Raw genomic sequence first — 19111 nt, forward strand, 5'->3', positions numbered from 1 at the left:
CGCGGCCGGTGCTCGGAATCGGCATGTACCACTCGGACATTCCGGTTCTGAGCGCGCCGTCCACACCCACCTGACGACTGCTCGCTACGTTTTGTCAGCCACTCTAAGCCCTGCCGCCGCCCACCGCGGCGGCTCTCCCGATGGAGCCTGCCATGCACGACGACACTTCCCTGCAGACCCTGCTGGCACCGATCAGCGACGATGCCCCGGCCGGCCCGGACCTGGAATACGACCCGGACTTCCTGCGCCTGGAGCGCGACTCGGCCGTCCGCGCCGAGCGCACCCTGGGCGAGAGCGTCATCGCCGCCGAAGAACCCGACTGGGACAAGGTGCAGGCGCTGGCGCTGGAACTCAGCCGACGCAGCCGCGACCTGCGCATCGCCAGCAAGCTGGGCGCGGCCTGGCTGCGCCTGCGCGGCCTGCCGGGCTGGGCCGACACCCTGGCGCTGATCCACGGCCTGCTGGACCAGCATTGGGACAGCGTGCACCCACAGCTGGATGCCGACGACGACAACGACCCGACCTCGCGCATCAACGCGCTGGTCGGCTTGAGCGACCCGATGGGTCTGCTTGGCGCGCTGCGCACCGCACCGTTCGTGCAATCGCCGCGGCTGGGCCGCTTCAGCCTGCGCGACCTGCGCGTGGCCAACGGCACCCTCAAACTGCCCGAGGGCCAGACCGGCCCCAGCCTGGCCGAGATCGAAGCCTGCTGCCAGGACTGCACGCCGGAAACGCTGGCCGCCTCCGCCCAGGCCATCAGCGCTGCGTCGGCGCATGCGCGCGCCATCGATGCCTTGCTCACCGAACACGTCGGCACCGCCGCGCCGGACCTGCGCCCGCTGCTGACCGACCTGCGCGAGCTGGAACGTTTCGTGCTGCCGCACTGGCAGGCGCGCGACAGCAGCGCCAACCCCGCCGCGCCGGACGCTGACACTGCGCCGGCAGGCGAGGGCAACGACGGCGCGACCACCAGCGCCCGCCCGGCCGGCGCCATTGCCGGCCCGGACGATGTGCTGCGTCGCCTGGATGAAATCTGCGCCTATTACGCGCGCTGCGAACCTTCCAGCCCGGTGCCGATGCTGCTGCGGCGTGCACAGCGCCTGGTGGGCTGCGATTTCCTGGCCTTGATGAAGGAACTGGCCCCGGCCGGCATCGACGACCTGCAACGCGTCACCGGCCCGCTGGAAAACGGCTGAGCGCGGCGAACGACACCTGGCGAGCAGTGGTCAGGTGGATGTGGACAACGCGCTCAGAGACCAAGTGCGTGCGTGGGACATGCCGTACCGAACGTCGGTCGCACCCGCTCGGCGATGAGCGCCAGCATTCTGTGAGCGGCTCCACCCCACCGGCTCAGCCCAACAGGCAGCCGCAGCAAGGGAGGTCCGCAATGCTGTCGATTGCCTTATCGACTGCCCTACGGCGGCAGCCCAACCAGCCCACCGCCTACCAAAACGCAGTCACACCGCGCTGTTGCGAATCCCGAATCCCAACTCCCCAATCACCAACGATACAACTGCCAATACACCTTGTTGACCTTGTCCTTCTCGGCATCGGTATGCCCGTCGTGGTCGCGGTCGTACAGGAAGTAGGGCGCACCGCGGGCAGGCGTCACGCGCACCATTTCCAGCTGACCATTGACGCGGTATTCGTCGACCTTGTCGCCATTCCCCATGGTCTTGCTGGTGACATCTGCGCCGGCCGGAACATCGCCACCCGCGCGGCCACCACCGCTTGTGGCACAGCCGCCAAGCAGCAGCAACGGCAGCAGCAAAAGACATGCTCTCTTCATCGTCGTCATCCGTTTTAGGTCGTCGGTGAGTATGCGCTGGCGCGGTGTGGCGCGGGCGTGCAGCGTTAGAATTGTCCGATGAGCAAATTAGTCCTGATCGACGGGTCCAGTTACCTGTATCGCGCGTTCCACGCGCTTCCGCCGCTGACCAATGCCCAGGGCGAGCCCACCGGCGCGTTGTTCGGCGTGGTCAACATGTTGCGCGCCACCTTGAAGGAACGCCCCGCCTACGTCGCGTTCGTGGTGGATGCGCCGGGCAAGACATTTCGTGATGACTTGTATGCCGACTACAAGGCCAACCGTCCCTCGATGCCCGACGAGTTGCGCGCACAGGTGCAGCCGATGTGCGACATCGTGCATGCGCTGGGCATCGACATCCTGCGCATCGACGGCGTGGAAGCGGACGATGTGATCGGCACGCTGGCGCTGCAGGCCGCCGCGGACGGATTGAGCGTCACCATCTCCACCGGCGACAAGGACTTCGCGCAGCTGGTGCGTCCAGGCATCGAACTGGTCAACACCATGAGCGGCAGCCGCATGGATTCGGACGAGGCGGTGATCGCCAAGTTCGGCGTGCGGGCCGACCAGATCGTCGACCTGCTCGCGCTGATGGGCGATGCCATCGACAACGTGCCCGGCGTGGACAAGTGCGGCCCCAAGACCGCCGCCAAATGGCTGGCCGAGTACGACTCGCTCGACGGCGTCATCGCCAATGCCGACAAGATCAAGGGCAAGATCGGCGAGAACCTGCGTGCCGCACTGCCGCGGCTGCCGCTCAACCGCGCGTTGGTCACCATCAAGACCGACGTGGCGCTGGCCAACGGCCCGCGCGCGCTGGAGCTGCGCGAGCCCAATGCCGAAACGCTGGCCGTCCTGTACGCCCGCTACGGCTTCAGTCAGGCCCTGCGCGAGCTTGGCGGCGCAGCGGCCGCCGGCGCGCAGACCGAAGCCATGGCCGTGGCGCGTACCGAACCAGGCCGCGCCCGCGGCACCGGCTTCGTCTCCGGCCCGGCCAGCGCGCCGGTGGATCTGGACCCGGCCCTGGCCGCGCCCGGTCAGTACGAGACGATTCTCACCCAGCAACAGCTGGACAGCTGGATCGCCCGCCTGCGTGCGGCCGGCCAGTTCGCCTTCGATACCGAAACCGACAGCCTGGACCCGCTGCAGGCCAACCTGATCGGCCTGAGCGTCGCTGCCGAGCCCGGCCAGGCGGCGTACCTGCCGTTCGGCCACGACTTCCCCGGCGCGCCGGCCCAGCTCGACCGCGCCCAGGCGCTGGCCCAGCTGGCGCCGCTGCTCACCGACCCTGCGCTGCGCAAGCTCGGCCAGCACGGCAAGTACGACCTGCACGTGATGCGCCGGCATGGCGTGGAGCTGGCCGGCTACAGCGACGACACCTTGCTGGAGAGCTTCGTGCTCAATTCCGGCAGCGCCCGCCACGACATGGACAGCCTGGCCAAGCGCTATCTGGGCTACGACACCGTCAAGTACGAAGACGTCTGCGGCAAAGGCGCCAAGCAGATCAAGTTCGCCCAGGTCAGCCTGGAAGATGCCACCCGCTACGCCGCCGAAGACGCCGACATCACCCTGCGCCTGCACCAGGTGCTCGGCCCCAAGCTGGCCGCCGAGCCGGGGCTGGAGCGCGTCTACCGCGAGATCGAGATGCCGCTGGTGGAAGTGCTCGCCCGCATCGAGGCCAACGGCGTGTGCGTGGACGCGGCCGAACTGCGCCGCCAGAGCGCGGACCTGTCCAAGCGCATGCTCGCCGCCCAGCAAAAGGCCACCGAGCTGGCCGGGCGTACCTTCAACCTGGATTCGCCCAAGCAGCTGCAGGCGCTGCTGTTCGACGAGCTCAAGCTGCCCGCCGTGGTCAAGACGCCCAAGGGCCAGCCTTCGACCAACGAAGAAGCGCTGGAAGCCATCGCCGACCAGCACGAGCTGCCGCGGGTGATCCTGGAGTACCGCGGCCTGGCCAAGCTGCGCAGCACCTATACCGACAAGCTGCCGGAGATGATCCACCCGCAGTCCGGGCGCGTGCACACCAGCTACCACCAGGCCGGCGCCGCCACCGGGCGGCTGTCCTCGTCCGACCCCAACCTGCAGAACATCCCGATCCGCACCGAAGACGGCCGCCGCATCCGCCGCGCCTTTGTCGCCCCGCCCGGGCGCAAGCTGATCGCCTGCGACTATTCGCAAATCGAACTGCGCATCATGGCCCACCTGTCCGGCGACCCCGGCCTGGTGGGCGCGTTCGACTCCGGCGCCGACGTGCACCGCGCCACTGCGGCGGAGGTGTTCGGCCGCACCATCGACACCGTCAGCAACGACGAACGCCGCGCAGCAAAGGCGATCAACTTCGGCCTGATGTACGGCATGAGCGCGTTCGGCCTGGCCCGCCAGCTCGGCATCGGCCGTGGCGAGGCGCAGGACTACATCGCGCTGTACTTCAGCCGCTACCCGGGCGTGCGCGACTTCATGGAAACCACCCGCCAGCAGGCCCGCGACAAGGGCTACGTGGAGACGGTGTTCGGCCGCCGGCTGTATCTGGACTTCATCAATGCCGGCACCCAGGGCCAGCGCGCCGGTGCCGAGCGCGCCGCGATCAACGCGCCCATGCAGGGCACCGCCGCCGACATCATCAAGCGCGCCATGGTCAGCGTGGATGGCTGGATCGCCGACCACGCGCAGCGCGCACTGATGATCCTGCAGGTGCACGACGAACTGGTGTTCGAAGCCGACACCGATTTCGTCGACACGTTGCTGAGCGAAGTCACCGCGCGTATGTCGTCCGCTGCCGAATTACGCGTGCCGCTGGTGGTGGATTCGGGCGTGGGCGATAACTGGGACGAGGCGCACTGACGCAGTGCATCACGCTGATATGCTGAATGCGCAGACCAGACATAAGTTGGTCGAAACATAATGCGCGCGCAGCAGGATTGGAGGAATGAATAACCGTTAAATTCTACATTTTTTTAACAGTTATCTTCACGATCCATCAATGTGGAAAATGGTGTTATATCCCTCGACGGGCGCAACGCCTGTCGGCAGATCTCTCCCATCCCCTGGAGCAGATCTCGGAGCGGAAACTCCTCCCCAAGTTTCCGTTCCCTGGCCCCGCCGACCTCCCCCTGGTCTGCGGGGCTTTTTTATTTCCAGCGTTCAGAGTAGCCGGAAAGACACGGCGCTGCTGGACAGCGTCCGCAGATTGCACAATGGCTGCGTGAGCAATCACAAATTTAAATGGGGGTGATTAACTCGCTCAATCAACACAGCGTTTCATTTCCGCAATTCAGGTTTAACTGTGAGCGACTCTGAATGCGTGAATCTGTGTGGATGACCCAACGGATAAAGGCGCTGAAACCAATCCCTGCACGGGGAAGATTTCAGCGCCTTCGGATTCAACGGGTGTGGCGCAGTGCCTCGGAGGGCAGCAGCGCTGGCGGCCCCTTCACTCCGGCCCGCTCCGATCACGGCAACGTCAAAGTCAGCCCAGCCAGTCGCGCGGCACCAGGTAGTCCAGCAACCGCGCCTCGGCGCTGCCGGGCTCGGCGGTGTAGCCGTATTCCCAACGCACCCGCGGCGGCAGGCTCATCAGGATGCTCTCGGCGCGCCCGCCGCTCTGCAGCCCGAACAGGGTGCCGCGGTCGTAGACCAGGTTGAACTCCACGTAGCGCCCGCGGCGGTACAGCTGGAACTCGCGCTCGCGCTCGCCAAATGGCGTGTCCTTGCGGCGCTGCACGAGCGGCATGTAGGCATCCAGGAAGCCATTGCCCACCGCCTGCTGGTAGGCAAAGTCGCGCTCGAAGTCCTGGCCCAGGTCGTCGAAGAACAGCCCGCCGACGCCGCGCGTTTCGTTGCGGTGGCGCAGGAAGAAGTACTCGTCGCACCAACGCTTGTGCGCGGCATAGCGCTCCTCGCCGAACGGCGCGCATAGCGTCTGCGCGGTGCGGTGCCAGTGCTGCACGTCTTCATCCACCGGGTAGAACGGCGTCAGATCGAAGCCGCCGCCGAACCACGCGGCAACCACCTCGCCATCGCGCTCGGCGCGGAAGTAACGCACGTTCATATGCGTGGTCGGCACGTGCGGGTTGTTCGGATGAAACACCAGCGAGACCCCGCAGGCCCGCCAGGTCGCGCCCGCCAGCTCAGGCCGGTGGGCACTGGCCGAGGGCGGCAAGCGCGTGCCGGACACATCCGAAAACCCAATGCCGGCCTGCTCGAACACCGCGCCGTCGCGCAGGATGCGGGTACGCCCGCCACCGCCTTCCTCGCGCTGCCACAGATCCTCGGAGAACCGCGCTCGCCCATCGGTGGCTTCCACAGCAGCGCAGATGCGGTCCTGTAGGTCGGTCAGATAATCGCGTACACGGTCGAATTCGTTCATGGCCCAATTCTAAGCCGTGCATCAGGGTGGGTGCGCTCACCCGAACGTGGCCGTTTGTCGCAGGGCGATGCGGAAGGTGGAGAAGGTCCCGCAGCGGTTAGCGTGTCAGGGTCAGTCGAGTTGGTCTGTGTGTAACGTTTCAGCACAGCACAGCAACCACTAAACCGCACGACACGGTGGTTTCCGTTCTTCAACAAAACCACCGACACACTGTCTGGTGCGGTGTCCTCGCCGCTTGCGGCATGGATGCCGCCATCGAGCCCGCAGGGACGGGTTTACGGCGTGTCCCGCGAGCGGTGAGGGCGTTGCGCACTCGATGTCTTCGCGTTTGCTGCAGGGCCCTTGCCCGCCCACCATCGCAGGGCACGCTGCAAGTACGTCCATGTAAGCTCCGTGGCGGCATCCATGCCGCCAAGGGTCCCGCGACGGTGAGCGGGCAAGGGCCAGTCGCGTTGATCGGTGCCCAGGGTTTCGGCACAGCAACCAGCAACCCCCGACATCGCGCGACGCGGCGGTTTGGTTCTTCAGCAAAACCACCAGCAAACGGTCTGGTGCGGTGAGGGCACCGCGCCCTCCACTCACCAGGTTCGAAGATCGCCAGGCAACCGCAACAGGCAAGCTGTCAGTCTTCTCAACGTGATTGACTAGCGCGGAGCATTGGTTGCAAGGCAGCCGATCTGCGCTCGGACTGCATGGCCCTTGCCTGCGCCAAAGTCACTAGACCTAGGCAAACTCCGCGCGAACAGCTGGCTTGCACAGTCGCCAGGCGAGTGCTGCATGCACGCAGCCGATGGCCAAAGCGCCCGCGCCGGTGAGCACCAGCGCCATCTGTTGCGTGGCCTGCAGGCGTGCCTGCATCTGCGGCCACTCCGGGCTGTGCAGTACATCGGCCGGCAGCATGGCCTGCACGCCGTCGAACAACGGCCCGATCAACGCCAGCCCGGCAAAATTGAGCAGCCCGGTGACGATCAGCACCGCCACAAACCCGATGCGCGCCCACTCGCGTCGCTGCAGCAGTGCCCAGCTCAGCCATGCGAACGCCACCGACAGCACCACCCCGATCACCGACAACGCCATGCCGTGGTCGATCACCCATTGCCACGACGGCGGCAAGGTCATGCCCAGGGGTAGGGCGAGTGTGGTGGCGTCGGGTACCGCCAACAGCACCACGATCTGAAACAGGTTGGCCAGTGCGCTGACCGCGCCCAGCAACAACGAGACCCATGCCAGCGGCGAGACAAAGCCGCCGTTCGATTGGGGCGATGTGCGCGGCGCTGCGTTCATTGCAGCGACGCGATATGCGCCGCGACTGCCGCCTGCCCGGGTGGGTCCAGCGCGGGTTGCAGCTGTGCGTACCAGCCGGGCAGGGCATCGGCTGGCAGACACGCGCGCAGCAACGGCGTGCTGCGCTCAAGAAATTCCTCGAAGAACGGCAGGCCGCGGACATACAAAAAGTGGCTGTCGGTGATCGACATGCCGGCATAGGCTTCGCGCAGCCACTCCAGATGCGGCAGGGCATGCGCACCGTGACCGGCGCGGGTAAGGGCGGTCAGAAAGCCCGTCCGCGCCGTGGCTGGCGAGGTGGAGCGCTCCTGGGCGTTCAGATCGTCGAAGGTCAGCAGCCATTGCTCGCCGCGCTCGACCTCGTTGCACATCACCGAGGTGGTGGCCAGCTGCAGCGCGTTGTGCGCGGTCGGCTCCAGCTCGTACAGCGCCAGCCAATACGGATACGCCTCGTGGTAGCGGTCCAGCGCGCTCAATGCCAGCGCGCACAGGCGCTGCGCATCCGCACCGGCCTGCAACTGCGCTTGCGCCGCGTTGTAGGCGCCCACATGATCGCCGCGCTGAAACGCCGTCAGCGCCGGCTGCAATGCGGGGTCGATCTCGGCAGCTGCCTCGCCGGCATCGTCGCCAGGCGCTGTCGCTGCGGTGGGTTCTGCCCGCGGCGGCTTCGCCACGGCGGTCTTGCGTCCAAACAAACGGTCCCACAGGCCCATCGCGTCTACCTTGTGTGCGCCAGCAATGAGTGGAAAGTTGCCGCGACGCCGGCGGCGCACCGGTTCTGCGGCAGACCGGTGCAGAGGGCGAACACACGAACCCTCTGCCGGTCCTGCGTCAAGCTTAGAGCCACTTGCGTAGGGAGAGGTGAGTGCAACGCAACCGGCTTGCGTGCTGGCTGAGCGACGCGTTGCCCTCGGCCCGATTGCCGCAAGCGTCTGCAGGCTGCGGCAATCGCTTCAGGACAAAGCGGCGAGCAGTACTCGCCCACAACAAGCTTCAAATGCGCATCTGTGACGTCGCCAGCGATGTGGCGCCTGGAAACGCTGCACCCGGCACTGCAACCATCTGTGGGTGTTGGTGCCGGTGCCGGCAACGCCTGCCTTGCAACGGGCGCAGCGCGTCGGTCAGCGCTGTGGCTTCACCTGCTCGTTGAACAGCTTGAGGATGCGCTTGTACTCGTCCAACCATGCATCGGCCCGGGTAAATCCATGGCGTTCCAGCGGATACGGCGCCACCTGCCAGTTGTCCTTGTGCAACTCGATCAACTTCTGCGTCATGTCCACCGAGTCCTTGAAGAACACGTTGTCGTCGATCATGCCGTGCGCGATCAGCAGATGGTCCTGCAGCCCGTCGGCGTAGTTGATCGACGAAGAGGTCTTGTAGGCCTGCGGATCGAGCTCGGGCGTGTTGAGGATGTTGGAGGTGTACTCGTGGTTGTACTGCATCCAGTCGCCCACCGGCCGCAGCGCCGCGCCGGCCTTGAAGGTGCCCGGGCTGCGGAACAACGCCATGTACGTCATGAAGCCGCCGTACGACCCGCCGTAGATGCCGGCGCGTGCGCGGTCGCCCTGTTTGGTGGCGACCAGCCAGTCCAGGCCATCCAGATAATCTTCCAGCTCCGGATGCCCCATGTTGCGGTAGATCGCGGTGCGCCAGTCGCGGCCGTAGCCTTCCGATGCGCGGTAGTCCAGATCCAGCACGATGTAGCCCTGCTGCACCAGCAGGTTGTGGAACATCTGCTCGCGGAAATACGGTGTGTAGCGCTGCGACACGTTCTGCAGATAGCCGGCGCCATGCACGAACATCACGATCGGATACTGCTTGCCGGGCTCGGGAGTCTGCGGCCCGTAATACTTGCCCCAGACCGTGCCGGCGCCGTGTTTGGACGGCACCTGCACGTACTGCGGTGCGATCCACGTCTGCGCCTTGAAGGCCGGCGTGCGCGTGTCGGTGAGCACCGTGGCCTGACCGCCCGCCGCCGGCACCACCGCCAGTTGCGGCGGCAGATAGGCGCCGGAGTAGCGCACCAGCAACTGCTGCCCATTCGGCGACAGGCTGAAGCCTTCCACGCCGTTCAAGGCCGTCACTTCGGTGAGCTGGTCGGTGCGTAGATCCAGCTTGCACACCTCGTAATCGCCAGGCCATTTCTGGTTGCACAGAAAATACATGCCGTTGCCATCGGCGCTGGGCACCGGCATCGACACTTCCCACTTGCCGCGGGTGCGCTGACGCGGCTTGCCATTGCCTTCCACCGTGTACAGCTGCGAATGGCCGGATTCTTCGGAGAGCAGCCACAGCGTGCGGTTATCGGCTAACCAGCCAAAATCGTTGAAGTCCCAGTTGATCCAGGCGCTGTCGCTCAGCCGATGACGCGGCTGCAGCTTGGCGCTGTCCAGATCCACGCTGGCGATCCAGCGGTCCTTGTTGTCCACCGCGCGGATTTCCACCGCCACGTTGCGGCCATCGTCGCTCCAATGCACCGCCGGGCCGCTGCCGTCGCCATCGCTTTCCACGCGCACCGCGCGATTGCCCTTGAGCGCGTCGCGCTTGGCGGCCTTGCGCAGTGCAGCCAGCGGGTCGGTGGCGATACCGGGCAGCGCATCGAAGGACAGCTGGCGCGCGCTGCCTGCGGCCACATCGACCAGCCACAGCGCATGCGCCACCGGTGCATTGCGACCGACGCGGGAGCGGGTTTCCTGGAACTCTTCGTAACCGGATTCGGTCACGTACTTGGGCATCTTGCCGGCCTGGCCTTCGTCGGCGTTCTTGGCCTGTGTCACCACCAGCAGGTGGCGGCCGTCCGGCGACAATGCGCTGTCGACGATCTCCACCTCATCGCCCAGATACACCGGCGCTGCTGCGCGCGTGACGTCTGCGCGGCGCCAGGCATCTTCCTGCGTGCGCAGCGCATCGCGCTGTTCGCGATCGCGACGCAGCGTGGCCAGCGTGGCCAGTTGCTGCTCGCGCAAGACATCGGCCTTGGGCGCGGCCTTGGGGTCGCGCTCGGCCTTGACCACGGCCACCTGCGCGGTGCCACCATCGGCCCGCCAGTGATACCAGTTGTTGCCCGCACGCCAGATCGCACCGCCATCGCTGGCGAATTGCGGACGCGATTCGACTTCGTTGCTTCGGGTCAGCTGGGTCAGCGCGCCCGAGCGCAGATCCCGCAGGAAAATATCGCCATTGCGTGCGAACAGCATGCGCTGACGGGTGGCGTCGTAGCTGGGGTCGGCCGCATCCAGGCCGGCGCGCGCCGTGTCGGCCACGCGGTCTGCCGCTGCGCCGTCGATGCCCTGGCGATAGGTATCGCGCACCGGGCTGCCATCGCGCTTGAGCAGGTACTGCACCTGCTTGCCGTCCCACTGCCACCACGCCTGATCGACCGACGGCCCGATCCAGTCCGGATCGGCCATCACCTGTTCGATGGTGAGCGGTGCGGCGGACTGCGCATGCGCGGTGGCAGTCAGCAGCAGAAGGGTCAACGGCAGCAATCTGGGCATCGGAAACAACTGGACGCAAAGGAGAGCGCGCAAGCCTAGCAGTTCGTCTCTGCGGCAGGCTTGGGCCACAGGTCATGCGCGGGCGGTGTAACGCAGGGGTGGTTGCATGGCGGTAGTGCCAGACGGACGCGACTGTTATGTGTTTGCTGCACGTCATTGCAGCCGCACTGCGTGGCACTGCGGCGTTGCGCCGAATGACGCTGCGACATGCACGGCATCGCATGCGCGCATCGCTGTGCGCTTGTGGCGGGTTAAATGCTTCAGCGCCATCGTCGGCGGTCACCGCGTACGCTGCGTTGCGTCATCACGCGTTCTTTCTGTCTACCGCCTCTGTCTGCAGTAGGCGTTGCGAGAGGCTGAAAGGCCACTGGCGAATAAGCGTGCGTGGATGTTGTGGGCTGCGGACGTTGCACGTTGCCGATGACGGCGCTCCAGCTGCGCGCGTGCCCCGCTACGTGGAGTCGCGGTTGTCACGGAGGCATGTCCCGAGCGCAGTGAGCGAACGCGTCGTCCCCATACGCATAGGCCGAAGACCCGCGGTGTGCCCGGTGCCGGAAGGCGGCTTTACAGTCGCATGCAATGCTTGGCCACACATGCATGGCCGCCAACACCAGACGGAGATCCTGCGCACCTCAGCGCCCGATTGTTGAAAATTGTTTGGCGTGCGATTGAGCTAACCCAACAATGCAGTGGCGATTCTAGTGATCAGTATCGAAGCCCGCGACCTACGACGTGCGACCTCCGACGTGAGCGCGCGCACGTCAGACGGCGCGGACCCATTGCATGATTCACCGGCGCAGCCATCCAGGTCCCGCGGTTGCCCGCCTGCCATCTGCGCCAGCTACGCGTCGCGATCCCGGACAGCAGCCGGAAACCTCCCGACTTGCCAGCAGCCCGGGGGGCGGCCAAGCTAGCGCGCTTTTGCGATTGTCGATGCACATGTCCAGCCTGCCTGCTCCCGTTGTGTCCCATCCCATGGCCGTCGGCGCGCCTGGCCGGCCGTTGGCGTGGCGCGCGGGGCAGTCGGTGGATCTGGAGACCTTCGTCGCGCATGTGCATGGCCTGGCGCAGCAGCTGCCGGAGGGCAGCCATGCGGTCAATCTGTGCGAAGACCGCTATCGCTTCATGGTGGCGTTCTATGCCTGCGCGCTGCGCGGTCAGGTGTCGCTGCTGCCGTCGTCACGCGCGCCGGCGGTGGTGGGCGAAGTGCAGGCCGGTCACGCCGATGCCTACTGCCTGGGCGATCTGGCGTTGGAGCTGGCGCCGCCGCGCTACTGGCAACTGCCGGACGTGCTGCCGCAGGCGGACGGCCCGATTCCGCAGCTGGCCGACGATGCACTGGTGGCGATCGGCTTCACCTCCGGCAGTACCGGTCGCCCGCAACCCAATCCCAAGACCTGGGGCAGTTTTCTGACCAGCACCCGGCAGGATCTGGTCGCGCTGCAAAGCCTGTGGGCGCACACCGACGCAGTGCCGCACGTGGTGGCCACGGTGCCGCCGCAGCACATGTACGGCATGGAATTGTCGGTGTTGCTGCCGATGGTGACCGAGCTGGCAGTGCACGCGGGCCGCCCGTTCTTCCCGGACGATGTGGCGCGCGCGCTGGCCGATATTCCCGCCCCGCGCGTGCTGGTGACCACGCCCGTGCATCTGCGTGCCCTGGTCGAATCCGGGGTGGCATTGCCGCCGTTGGCCGGCATCGTCTCGGCCACTGCGCCGCTAGCACAGGAGGTTGCCGCCGCAGCCGAAGCGCGGTTTGGCGGTGAAGTGCGCGAGATGTTCGGCTCCACCGAAACCTGCGTATTCGCCGTGCGCCGCACCGCACTGGAAGCCGCATGGACCCCGCTGCCCGGCGTGCGTCTTGAAACACAGGCCGCAGGCACCTTGGTGCATGCGCCGCATCTGGCCACGCCGGTGTTGCTGGCCGACATGATGGACGTGGCCGACGACGGCACTTTCCAGGTGCGCGGACGTCAGGCCGATCTGCTGGAAATCGCCGGCAAACGCGCATCGCTGGCCGACCTCACCCGCCGTCTGCTCGCCATCCCCGGCGTGATCGACGGCATCATCGTGCAGCTGGCACCGGACGCAGGTCAGTCGGTGGGCCGCATCGCCGCATTGGTGGTCGCCCCGACCCTGGACGACGCGCAGATCCTGGCCGCATTGCGCGTCAGCGTCGACCCGGTATTCCTGCCGCGCCGCCTGCGCAAGCTCGCTGTGTTGCCACGTAACGAAACCGGCAAACTGCCGCGCGATGTGGTGCTGGGGTTGCTCAACGGCTGAGCGAGTCTGCGCAATGCCCTCTGCAGGCCGATGCCAACGGCTGCGTGAGTGGATTGCTCAGTGGCCGGGTGCCGGATGAGCGCAGATGTAGGCCGAGAAACGCGTCAGCAGCTGAGTTTTCTGCATCGCCTCCAGGGTCGCATGCACTTGGCAGGCCAATCCATTTTGATCCGCACAGCGCGCATCTGCCGTGTTGGCCGCACTCAAGCGCATGCGATCACGCTGCGTCAGCTGCGCCTGAAACTCGTCCTGCGCAAAATCCAGATCACCTGGCGTGATCGATCTGATCCGTCGGGCTGGGCAGCGCCGATCTGCCTGATCTGCCAGCGCTTCGAACGCCGCTTGTCCTGCGTATTTCTGCGTTCCGGCAGGGCTTGCGGCCGCCAGGAGAATTGCGAGAACAAGCATGCTGTTTCCGTGAGAGCGTCGTCTGCTCGACTGAGCGCACGATCTCACCGATGTCGACGGTCTGCCAGCGCCTACGCGCCGCATGATCAGTGGCGAGATGGGTAACAGCCTGGTCACGATGACGGCGGTATCTCGCGATGCGTGCCGCACGCGGTTTTCACGGAACTACCGGCGGCCACAATCTGCGGCACGCCGGCAGCCACGGCATTACTCAGCCGTGCACACCATCGATCTCCACCGCCAGCTCATCGCGGCAGATCACTGCGTGCAGCAGCAGGCGCGGTACCGCGTCGCCAAAGCGGGTGTCGAGGGCCTGCGCGACCTTGGCCAGATCGTCCTGCTCGCGGACATACACCTTCAGGCGGGTGCCGGCGCCGAACTGCGCGGGCAGCGCCGGTGCATGCGTGCGTGCGGCGCCGAGCAGGGCATCGAAGTTGGCGAAGGTTTCTTCCAGCTGCGCCAGCAGCTGGCCGGTATGCATTGAGGCATGGCCCACCACCGCGGCGGTGCCTGACAGCAGCAATGGCATGTCGCTGCCGGCGGGCGGCAGCATGGCGCGCGCAAAACTCGGCGGCTGCGGGCCGTATCGGCGCGGATAGTTGTAGGCGCTGACCTGGCGCGGATTTTCCAGCGGCGTGCCGGCATCGGCGGCGGCCAGCCAGTAGATCTGGATGATGCGTTCGGCATCGCAGCGGCCCACCGCTGTAGCGGCCGGCAACTGCGCGACGTCGAAAGCGCCCAGGCCACGCGCGCGGCCCACGCAAAACTGGCGATAGCGCTCACGGTCGCCACTGCCCAGGGTGATGGCATCCAGGTAGTTCCAGATGCGCAGCAGGCGCGGTGTGGCGCTACCGCTGACGAATGCGGTCAGCTCTGCATAGGCCTTGGCGGCGGCGTCTTCGATATCGACATCCTGCTCGTCGATTTCGATCACGCCGAACTGCAAATGCCCATCGCTGGACCAGGCGATGTTGCCGTCGCGGCCACTGCGCACCAGCGCATCGGTCCGCCACACCTCCAGCACATCGGCCCGATACGGCTGCAGCGGCACGCGCAGATAGCGCGGGTCGTCCAGGCGCGGCGCGGCATCGCCGAACCCGAACACCGCCAGCACCTGTGGATCGGTCAGCAGCGCCGCGGGGTCGGTCCGGTCGACATAATCGACCTGCAGGCGGGGATGGCGCAGCGGCTGCGCGGTCTGGGCCGGGGAAACAGTCATTGAGTCTCTCGTTGCAAGGTGGTGCCGTCGAAGCCGTGCGTGGACAGGCGCCGACGTGGGCGCCACACCTGCCGCACGTACGGCATCGTCGATAGGAATGTCAGTGCTGGGATGGCGTGGACTGCGCGCAGAGACTCGCCGATAGGCAGGCGAGGGTGCAGCACCTGTATGTGCCGCAGCATCGCCCTACCGAGGCAGGCAGGCGTCAGCGCTGCTGTACAACCAGTCGGGCCGCCGCCCTTGATCAGAATAGCCGGACACTGCGGTCCGGGAGCCGGCCCGGCTGCCGGCTTGGCGGTCGGGGTGGGGCGCACAACGGTGGAAGTCATCCTGAAACGAACCTGCAGCGGGCGAGCGTCATGCAGTCATGATAGCCTGACCGGCGGCCCGGACATCTGTGCGGCCGCCGAGATCCACGCATGCCGACCAACGCAATGACAGGGCGATCGCCGGCCGCGACGCGGGCCCGGCGCTCGGAATCGACAGGTACGCCACGTACACTGCCGGCTCGACGCGCCGTCCGCCACCGCCACCTGCCGCACGCTGTCGGTGGCCTGCTCCGACTTTGACCGACCCTTACCCTGGAACTTCTGGATGTCCTCGCAAACCGCTGCCGAACGTGAACTGGCCGAACTCCTGGTCGAAAGTCTGAACCTGGAAGACGTCCAACCCGCCGACATCGATCCGGAGGCGCCGTTGTTCAACACCGGGCTGGGGCTGGATTCGATCGATGCGCTGGAACTGGCGCTGGCGATCAGCAAGCGCTATGGCTTCCAGCTGCGCTCGGACAACGACGAGAACCGTCGCATCTTCGCGTCGCTGCGCGCATTGTCGGCGCATGTCGAAGCCAACAAGACCGTCTGAGGTTCCGACCGCCGCGCCCAGCGATGCCCCGCCGTGGGTGCTCGGGCTGGGCGTGCTGCTGGCGGTGGCGTACTCGCCGCTTGCCCACTGGGCCAACGCCAGCCATCGCTCCGACCTGGCCGTGATCGCCGGCGTCATGCTGGTGCTGATGGTGTTGATCGAACCGATGGTCGCGCGGCGCGCGTGGGCCTGGGCGCTGGCGCTGGTGAGCCTGGCCGGCCTGGGCGCGTTGTGGCATTCGCCGCACGCCATGCTGGTGCTTGCGGCGCCGCCGGTGGTGTTCACCGGATGGGTCGCCTGGTTCTTCGGGCGCAGCCTGCGGCGCGGGCGCACTCCGCTGATCACCCGCATCGTGGAAGGCCTGTACGGCCGGGCCGGCATGGCAGTGACGCCGGCGCAATTGCGCTACACGCGTGGGCTGACGCTGGCCTGGGCGCTGCTGTTGTGCGGGCTGACCCTGCTCAACCTGGTGCTGGGCCTGTGCGCCGAACCCAGTGGCGTGCTGGCGCAATTGGGTTATGCCTCGCCGCTGCCGATCAGCGACGAACGCGCCTCGTTGTTCGCCAATTTGCTGGTGTACGGCGTGGTTGGCGGGTTCTTTGTTGGGGAATATCTATTGCGCGGGCGCTGGTTTCCGCAGCGTCCCTATCGTAACCTGCCAGACTTCTTGCGCCAGATGGCGCGGCTCGGGCCGGACTTCTGGCGCGATCTGCTGCGCTGAGTGCGTGGCCAGGGGCAGCGACGTACGTGCACAGTTTCGGGGACAAAACAAAAATGCCGTTGGCAAGGATGCCGTCGCGCCTGGCGTGGGGTGTATTCAATCTGCTGCAATTGGCCTTCACGCTGACGTTTACCGCCGGCGGGATCGTGTATGCGTTGGTCCTGCTGGCGATCACCCGCGATGCCGATCGCCTGTTGCGCATGGGCGGCTGGATGTGGTCGCCGGTGCTGTTCCGCGGCGCGGGCGCCAAGGTGATCGTGGAAGGGCGCGAGCGGGTCGACTGGTCCAAGAACTATCTGTTCGTCAGCAACCACCAGTCCATCATCGATATCTGCGCCTTGTTCTACGCCTTGCCGGTGCCGCTGCGGTTCCTGCTCAAGGAGGAAATGCTCAAGGTGCCGTTCGTGAACTGGTATGCGCGCGCCACCGGCATGCTGTTCCTGGACCGCGACAGCCGCCGCGCCGGGGCGCTGGTCCGTCGGCAGGCGGCCGCGCTGCTGCGCGAGGGCAAACAGTTGTGTCTGTTTCCCGAAGGCACCCGTAGCCGCAGCGGCGAATTATTGCCATTCAAGGCCGGGCTACTGCAGGCCGCTATCGATGCTGGTGTCCAAGTTGTCCCGGTGGCGCTGGACGGTTGCGGCAAGGTGCTGCCGGTGGATGGTGTGTTCAGGGTGCGTCCCGGCATCATCCGCGTGCGCATCGGCGAGCCGATCGCGGTCACCGGGCCGGATGCACCGGATCGCCAACAATTGACCGAGCAGGCACACAAGGCCGTGGCTGCAATGCTTCAACCCAGGATCTGAGTTCCGCGCTTATGGATTTCGTCGTGCCGCATGATCATCCCTGCCTGCCCGGGCACTTTCCGGGTCGCCCCGTGGTGCCTGGCGTGGTCGTGCTCGACCATGTGCTGCAGGCCGTGGAAGCGCTGCATGGCCCGCGTGCCGCAGCACGGCTGCCGCAGGTGAAGTTCGTGCAGCCGTTGCTGCCCGGCCAGACCGCGTCGGTCATGCTGGAAGGCGACGGCCCGCGCTGGCGCTTCCGCGTGCAGCGTGCCGGCGAAGTGCTGGTCAGCGGCGAACTGGTGGCGGAGGCCGCGGCATGAACAAGCATTGGAAACAGCGTCCAGAAGGTGGCGGGCGCTTCGCGTTGTGGCTGATCCGCGGTATCGCACGGCATGCCGGGCGCTCGGTGGGGCGCGCGTTGCTGTACCCGATCACGCTGTACTTCCTGCTGGTGCGCGCGCCCGAGCGCGCCGCCTCGCGCGCCTATCTGGCACGCGTGCTGGGGCGTCCGGCCAAGCTGCGCGATGTGGCGCGGCATATCCATACGTTTGCATCGACCATCCTGGACCGCGTGTACATGTTGTGCGGGCAGATGCAGCGCTTCCGCGTCGACATCACCGGGTTGGATCAACTGCACACGCAGATGGACCGCGGCCGCGGCGTGCTGATCTTCGGCTCGCACCTGGGCAGTTTCGATGCGCTGCGCGTACTGGCGACCGAGCGCCCGGACGTGCAGGTCAAGGTGGTGCTGGACAAGGCCCACAACCGCGCGATGACCGACCTGCTGGGCGCGCTGAACCCGCAGCTGGCCGCCAACATCATCGATGCCGGCATGGACGCGACCTCGATCGTCATGGCGATCAAGGACGCCACCGATGCCGGCGCGCTGGTGGCGCTGCTGATCGATCGCCCGCGCGAAGGCGACCCGGCGTTGCCGGCCATGTTCCTTGGCCGCAATGCGATGTTCCCGACCTCGCCGTGGTTGATCGCTGCCGCGCTCAAGGTGCCGGTGGTGCTGGCGTTCGGCCTGTATCGCGGCGGCAACCATTACGAGCTGGCATTCGAGACCTTCAGCGAAGGACTGGATGTGCCGCGCAGGCAACGTGCGCCGGTGCTGGCAGTGCTCATGCGCGATTACGCCGCCAGGCTGGAACATTACACACGCTACGCGCCGTACAACTGGTTCAACTTCTACGATTTCTGGAACACCCACCATGCCGATGCGCCGCACCCTGCCGTGGATGCTGATACTGCTGTTCAGCGCCGCACCGCTATGCGCCGCACCGCCTGAGGCCCTGGATGTCGGCCAGGTGCTGCAGCGCCTGGCACGCCCGGTGCCTGCCAGCACCGAGTTCGTCGAACTGCGCGGCTCTGCGCTGCTGAAAACGCCGCTGCGCGTGCAGGGCCATTACCGTCGCCCGGATGCGCAGACGTTGGTGCGCGAGGTGAGTGCGCCGTATCGCGAAACCACCACCTTGCGCGGCGACGAAGGCGTGCTCGAGCGCGAGGGCAAAGCGCCACGCAAGTTCGCCTTGAGCCGCGTGCCCGAACTGGCCGGGCTGAAGTCCGGCTTCGGCGCGCTGCTGTCGGGCGATCGCGCGCTGCTGGAGCAGCAGTATCGCCTCAGCGGGCAAGGCACGGCGCAGGCATGGCAACTGACCTTGCAGCCCAAGGACGCCGCAGTAGCCAAGCAGGTACGCGAGCTGCGTCTGTACGGCAGCAACGATGAGCTGCGCTGCATCGAAAGCGTTCCGGCCAAGGGCGATGCACAACGCACGCTGCTGGCCGGCGCGGCACGTGCGGCTGCCAGCGTCAACGACGCCGCAGCGCTGACCACGCTCTGCCACGGCCCAGGCGCGTGACCACGCGCGGGCAGGCCT

The 19111-nt window shown here is 66.5% G+C and carries 16 protein-coding genes and 1 other RNA gene; 10 read left to right on the forward strand and 7 right to left on the reverse strand.

What is annotated here, in order from left to right:
• The first annotated feature begins 23 nt into the window (after nucleotides 1–23).
• A non-coding RNA gene (locus VC212_RS14075) (sX9 sRNA) lies at nucleotides 24–100 on the forward strand.
• Nucleotides 101–152: 52 nt separating this feature from the next.
• Nucleotides 153–1196: a type VI secretion system protein TssA gene (tssA, locus tag VC212_RS14080; RefSeq protein WP_323526140.1), complete on the forward strand. Its 1044-nt coding sequence runs from the start codon at nucleotides 153–155 to the stop codon at nucleotides 1194–1196.
• Between the two features lie 302 nt (nucleotides 1197–1498).
• On the opposite strand, the gene VC212_RS14085 is transcribed toward tssA, so the two are convergent.
• Complete coding sequence (locus VC212_RS14085) at nucleotides 1499–1789, reverse strand: DUF2782 domain-containing protein (protein ID WP_055846968.1); 291 nt, start codon at nucleotides 1787–1789, stop codon at nucleotides 1499–1501.
• Nucleotides 1790–1867: 78 nt separating this feature from the next.
• Between VC212_RS14085 and polA the strand changes: the two genes are divergently transcribed.
• Entirely contained in the window at nucleotides 1868–4648 is a 2781-nt protein-coding gene (polA, locus tag VC212_RS14090) for a DNA polymerase I (RefSeq protein WP_323526141.1), read from the forward strand.
• Nucleotides 4649–5273: 625 nt separating this feature from the next.
• On the opposite strand, the gene hemF is transcribed toward polA, so the two are convergent.
• The 4 genes from hemF to VC212_RS14110 all read right to left on the reverse strand — a co-directional run bounded on the left by hemF (nucleotide 5274) and on the right by VC212_RS14110 (nucleotide 10945).
• Nucleotides 5274–6173, reverse strand: coding sequence for an oxygen-dependent coproporphyrinogen oxidase (gene hemF, locus VC212_RS14095; RefSeq protein WP_115514243.1), 900 nt, complete (start codon nucleotides 6171–6173; stop codon nucleotides 5274–5276).
• Nucleotides 6174–6896: 723 nt separating this feature from the next.
• Entirely contained in the window at nucleotides 6897–7457 is a 561-nt protein-coding gene (locus VC212_RS14100; RefSeq protein WP_323526142.1) for a hypothetical protein, read from the reverse strand.
• Nucleotides 7454–8170, reverse strand: a complete 717-nt coding sequence (locus tag VC212_RS14105; protein WP_115554904.1) for a hypothetical protein — start codon at nucleotides 8168–8170, stop codon at nucleotides 7454–7456. Before VC212_RS14105 ends, VC212_RS14100 begins: the two co-directional genes overlap by 4 nt.
• A 408-nt stretch (nucleotides 8171–8578) precedes the next feature.
• On the reverse strand, nucleotides 8579–10945 hold the full coding sequence (locus VC212_RS14110) for a prolyl oligopeptidase family serine peptidase (protein ID WP_323526254.1): 2367 nt from the start codon (nucleotides 10943–10945) through the stop codon (nucleotides 8579–8581).
• Nucleotides 10946–11893: 948 nt separating this feature from the next.
• Between VC212_RS14110 and VC212_RS14115 the strand changes: the two genes are divergently transcribed.
• A complete protein-coding gene (locus VC212_RS14115; protein WP_323526144.1) occupies nucleotides 11894–13237 on the forward strand; it encodes an AMP-binding protein in 1344 nt (447 codons plus the stop codon).
• A 57-nt stretch (nucleotides 13238–13294) separates the two neighbouring features.
• Here the strand turns inward: VC212_RS14115 and VC212_RS14120 are convergent, their stop codons facing one another.
• Both VC212_RS14120 and VC212_RS14125 read right to left on the reverse strand, forming a co-directional pair.
• Complete coding sequence (locus VC212_RS14120; protein WP_323526145.1) at nucleotides 13295–13645, reverse strand: hypothetical protein; 351 nt, start codon at nucleotides 13643–13645, stop codon at nucleotides 13295–13297.
• Between the two features lie 211 nt (nucleotides 13646–13856).
• Nucleotides 13857–14864, reverse strand: a complete 1008-nt coding sequence (locus tag VC212_RS14125; protein ID WP_323526146.1) for a pteridine-dependent deoxygenase — start codon at nucleotides 14862–14864, stop codon at nucleotides 13857–13859.
• 594 nt (nucleotides 14865–15458) lie between these two features.
• On the opposite strand from VC212_RS14125, the gene xanC reads away from it, so the two are divergent.
• The 6 genes from xanC (at nucleotide 15459) to VC212_RS14155 (ending at nucleotide 19093) form a co-directional block, all read left to right on the forward strand.
• Entirely contained in the window at nucleotides 15459–15728 is a 270-nt protein-coding gene (gene xanC / locus VC212_RS14130) for a xanthomonadin biosynthesis acyl carrier protein XanC (RefSeq protein WP_011260626.1), read from the forward strand.
• 37 nt (nucleotides 15729–15765) lie between these two features.
• A complete protein-coding gene (locus tag VC212_RS14135; RefSeq protein ID WP_082473429.1) occupies nucleotides 15766–16449 on the forward strand; it encodes a ketosynthase in 684 nt (227 codons plus the stop codon).
• Between the two features lie 53 nt (nucleotides 16450–16502).
• On the forward strand, nucleotides 16503–17252 hold the full coding sequence (locus VC212_RS14140; protein ID WP_055846997.1) for a lysophospholipid acyltransferase family protein: 750 nt from the start codon (nucleotides 16503–16505) through the stop codon (nucleotides 17250–17252).
• A 71-nt stretch (nucleotides 17253–17323) separates the two neighbouring features.
• Nucleotides 17324–17551 (forward strand): hypothetical protein, encoded by a 228-nt coding sequence (locus VC212_RS14145; RefSeq protein WP_236699212.1) that lies wholly within the window; start codon nucleotides 17324–17326, stop codon nucleotides 17549–17551.
• Nucleotides 17548–18522, forward strand: coding sequence for an acyltransferase (locus tag VC212_RS14150; RefSeq protein ID WP_055847003.1), 975 nt, complete (start codon nucleotides 17548–17550; stop codon nucleotides 18520–18522). Before VC212_RS14145 ends, VC212_RS14150 begins: the two co-directional genes overlap by 4 nt.
• Entirely contained in the window at nucleotides 18446–19093 is a 648-nt protein-coding gene (locus VC212_RS14155; protein WP_055850181.1) for a LolA-related protein, read from the forward strand. Before VC212_RS14150 ends, VC212_RS14155 begins: the two co-directional genes overlap by 77 nt.
• Nucleotides 19094–19111: the final 18 nt, after the last annotated feature.

The organism is Xanthomonas sp. WHRI 8932A, assembly GCF_035012785.1.
GTDB lineage: Bacteria > Pseudomonadota > Gammaproteobacteria > Xanthomonadales > Xanthomonadaceae > Xanthomonas.

Excerpts from the sequence above, each read along its gene's own strand:
- VC212_RS14115 (WP_323526144.1), top strand. The coding sequence starts at position 11,894 with ATGTCCAGCCTGCCTGCTCCCGTTGTGTCCCATCCCATGGCCGTCGGC.
- tssA (WP_323526140.1), top strand. The coding sequence starts at position 153 with ATGCACGACGACACTTCCCTGCAGACCCTGCTGGCACCGATCAGCGAC.
- polA (WP_323526141.1), top strand. The coding sequence starts at position 1,868 with ATGAGCAAATTAGTCCTGATCGACGGGTCCAGTTACCTGTATCGCGCG.
- VC212_RS14150 (WP_055847003.1), top strand. The coding sequence starts at position 17,548 with ATGAACAAGCATTGGAAACAGCGTCCAGAAGGTGGCGGGCGCTTCGCG.
- VC212_RS14155 (WP_055850181.1), top strand. The coding sequence starts at position 18,446 with ATGCCGATGCGCCGCACCCTGCCGTGGATGCTGATACTGCTGTTCAGC.
- VC212_RS14085 (WP_055846968.1), bottom strand. The coding sequence starts at position 1,789 with ATGAAGAGAGCATGTCTTTTGCTGCTGCCGTTGCTGCTGCTTGGCGGC.
- VC212_RS14100 (WP_323526142.1), bottom strand. The coding sequence starts at position 7,457 with ATGAACGCAGCGCCGCGCACATCGCCCCAATCGAACGGCGGCTTTGTC.
- VC212_RS14105 (WP_115554904.1), bottom strand. The coding sequence starts at position 8,170 with ATGGGCCTGTGGGACCGTTTGTTTGGACGCAAGACCGCCGTGGCGAAG.
- hemF (WP_115514243.1), bottom strand. The coding sequence starts at position 6,173 with ATGAACGAATTCGACCGTGTACGCGATTATCTGACCGACCTACAGGAC.
- VC212_RS14125 (WP_323526146.1), bottom strand. The coding sequence starts at position 14,864 with ATGACTGTTTCCCCGGCCCAGACCGCGCAGCCGCTGCGCCATCCCCGC.
- VC212_RS14140 (WP_055846997.1), top strand. The coding sequence starts at position 16,503 with ATGCCGTTGGCAAGGATGCCGTCGCGCCTGGCGTGGGGTGTATTCAAT.
- VC212_RS14120 (WP_323526145.1), bottom strand. The coding sequence starts at position 13,645 with ATGCTTGTTCTCGCAATTCTCCTGGCGGCCGCAAGCCCTGCCGGAACG.
- xanC (WP_011260626.1), top strand. The coding sequence starts at position 15,459 with ATGTCCTCGCAAACCGCTGCCGAACGTGAACTGGCCGAACTCCTGGTC.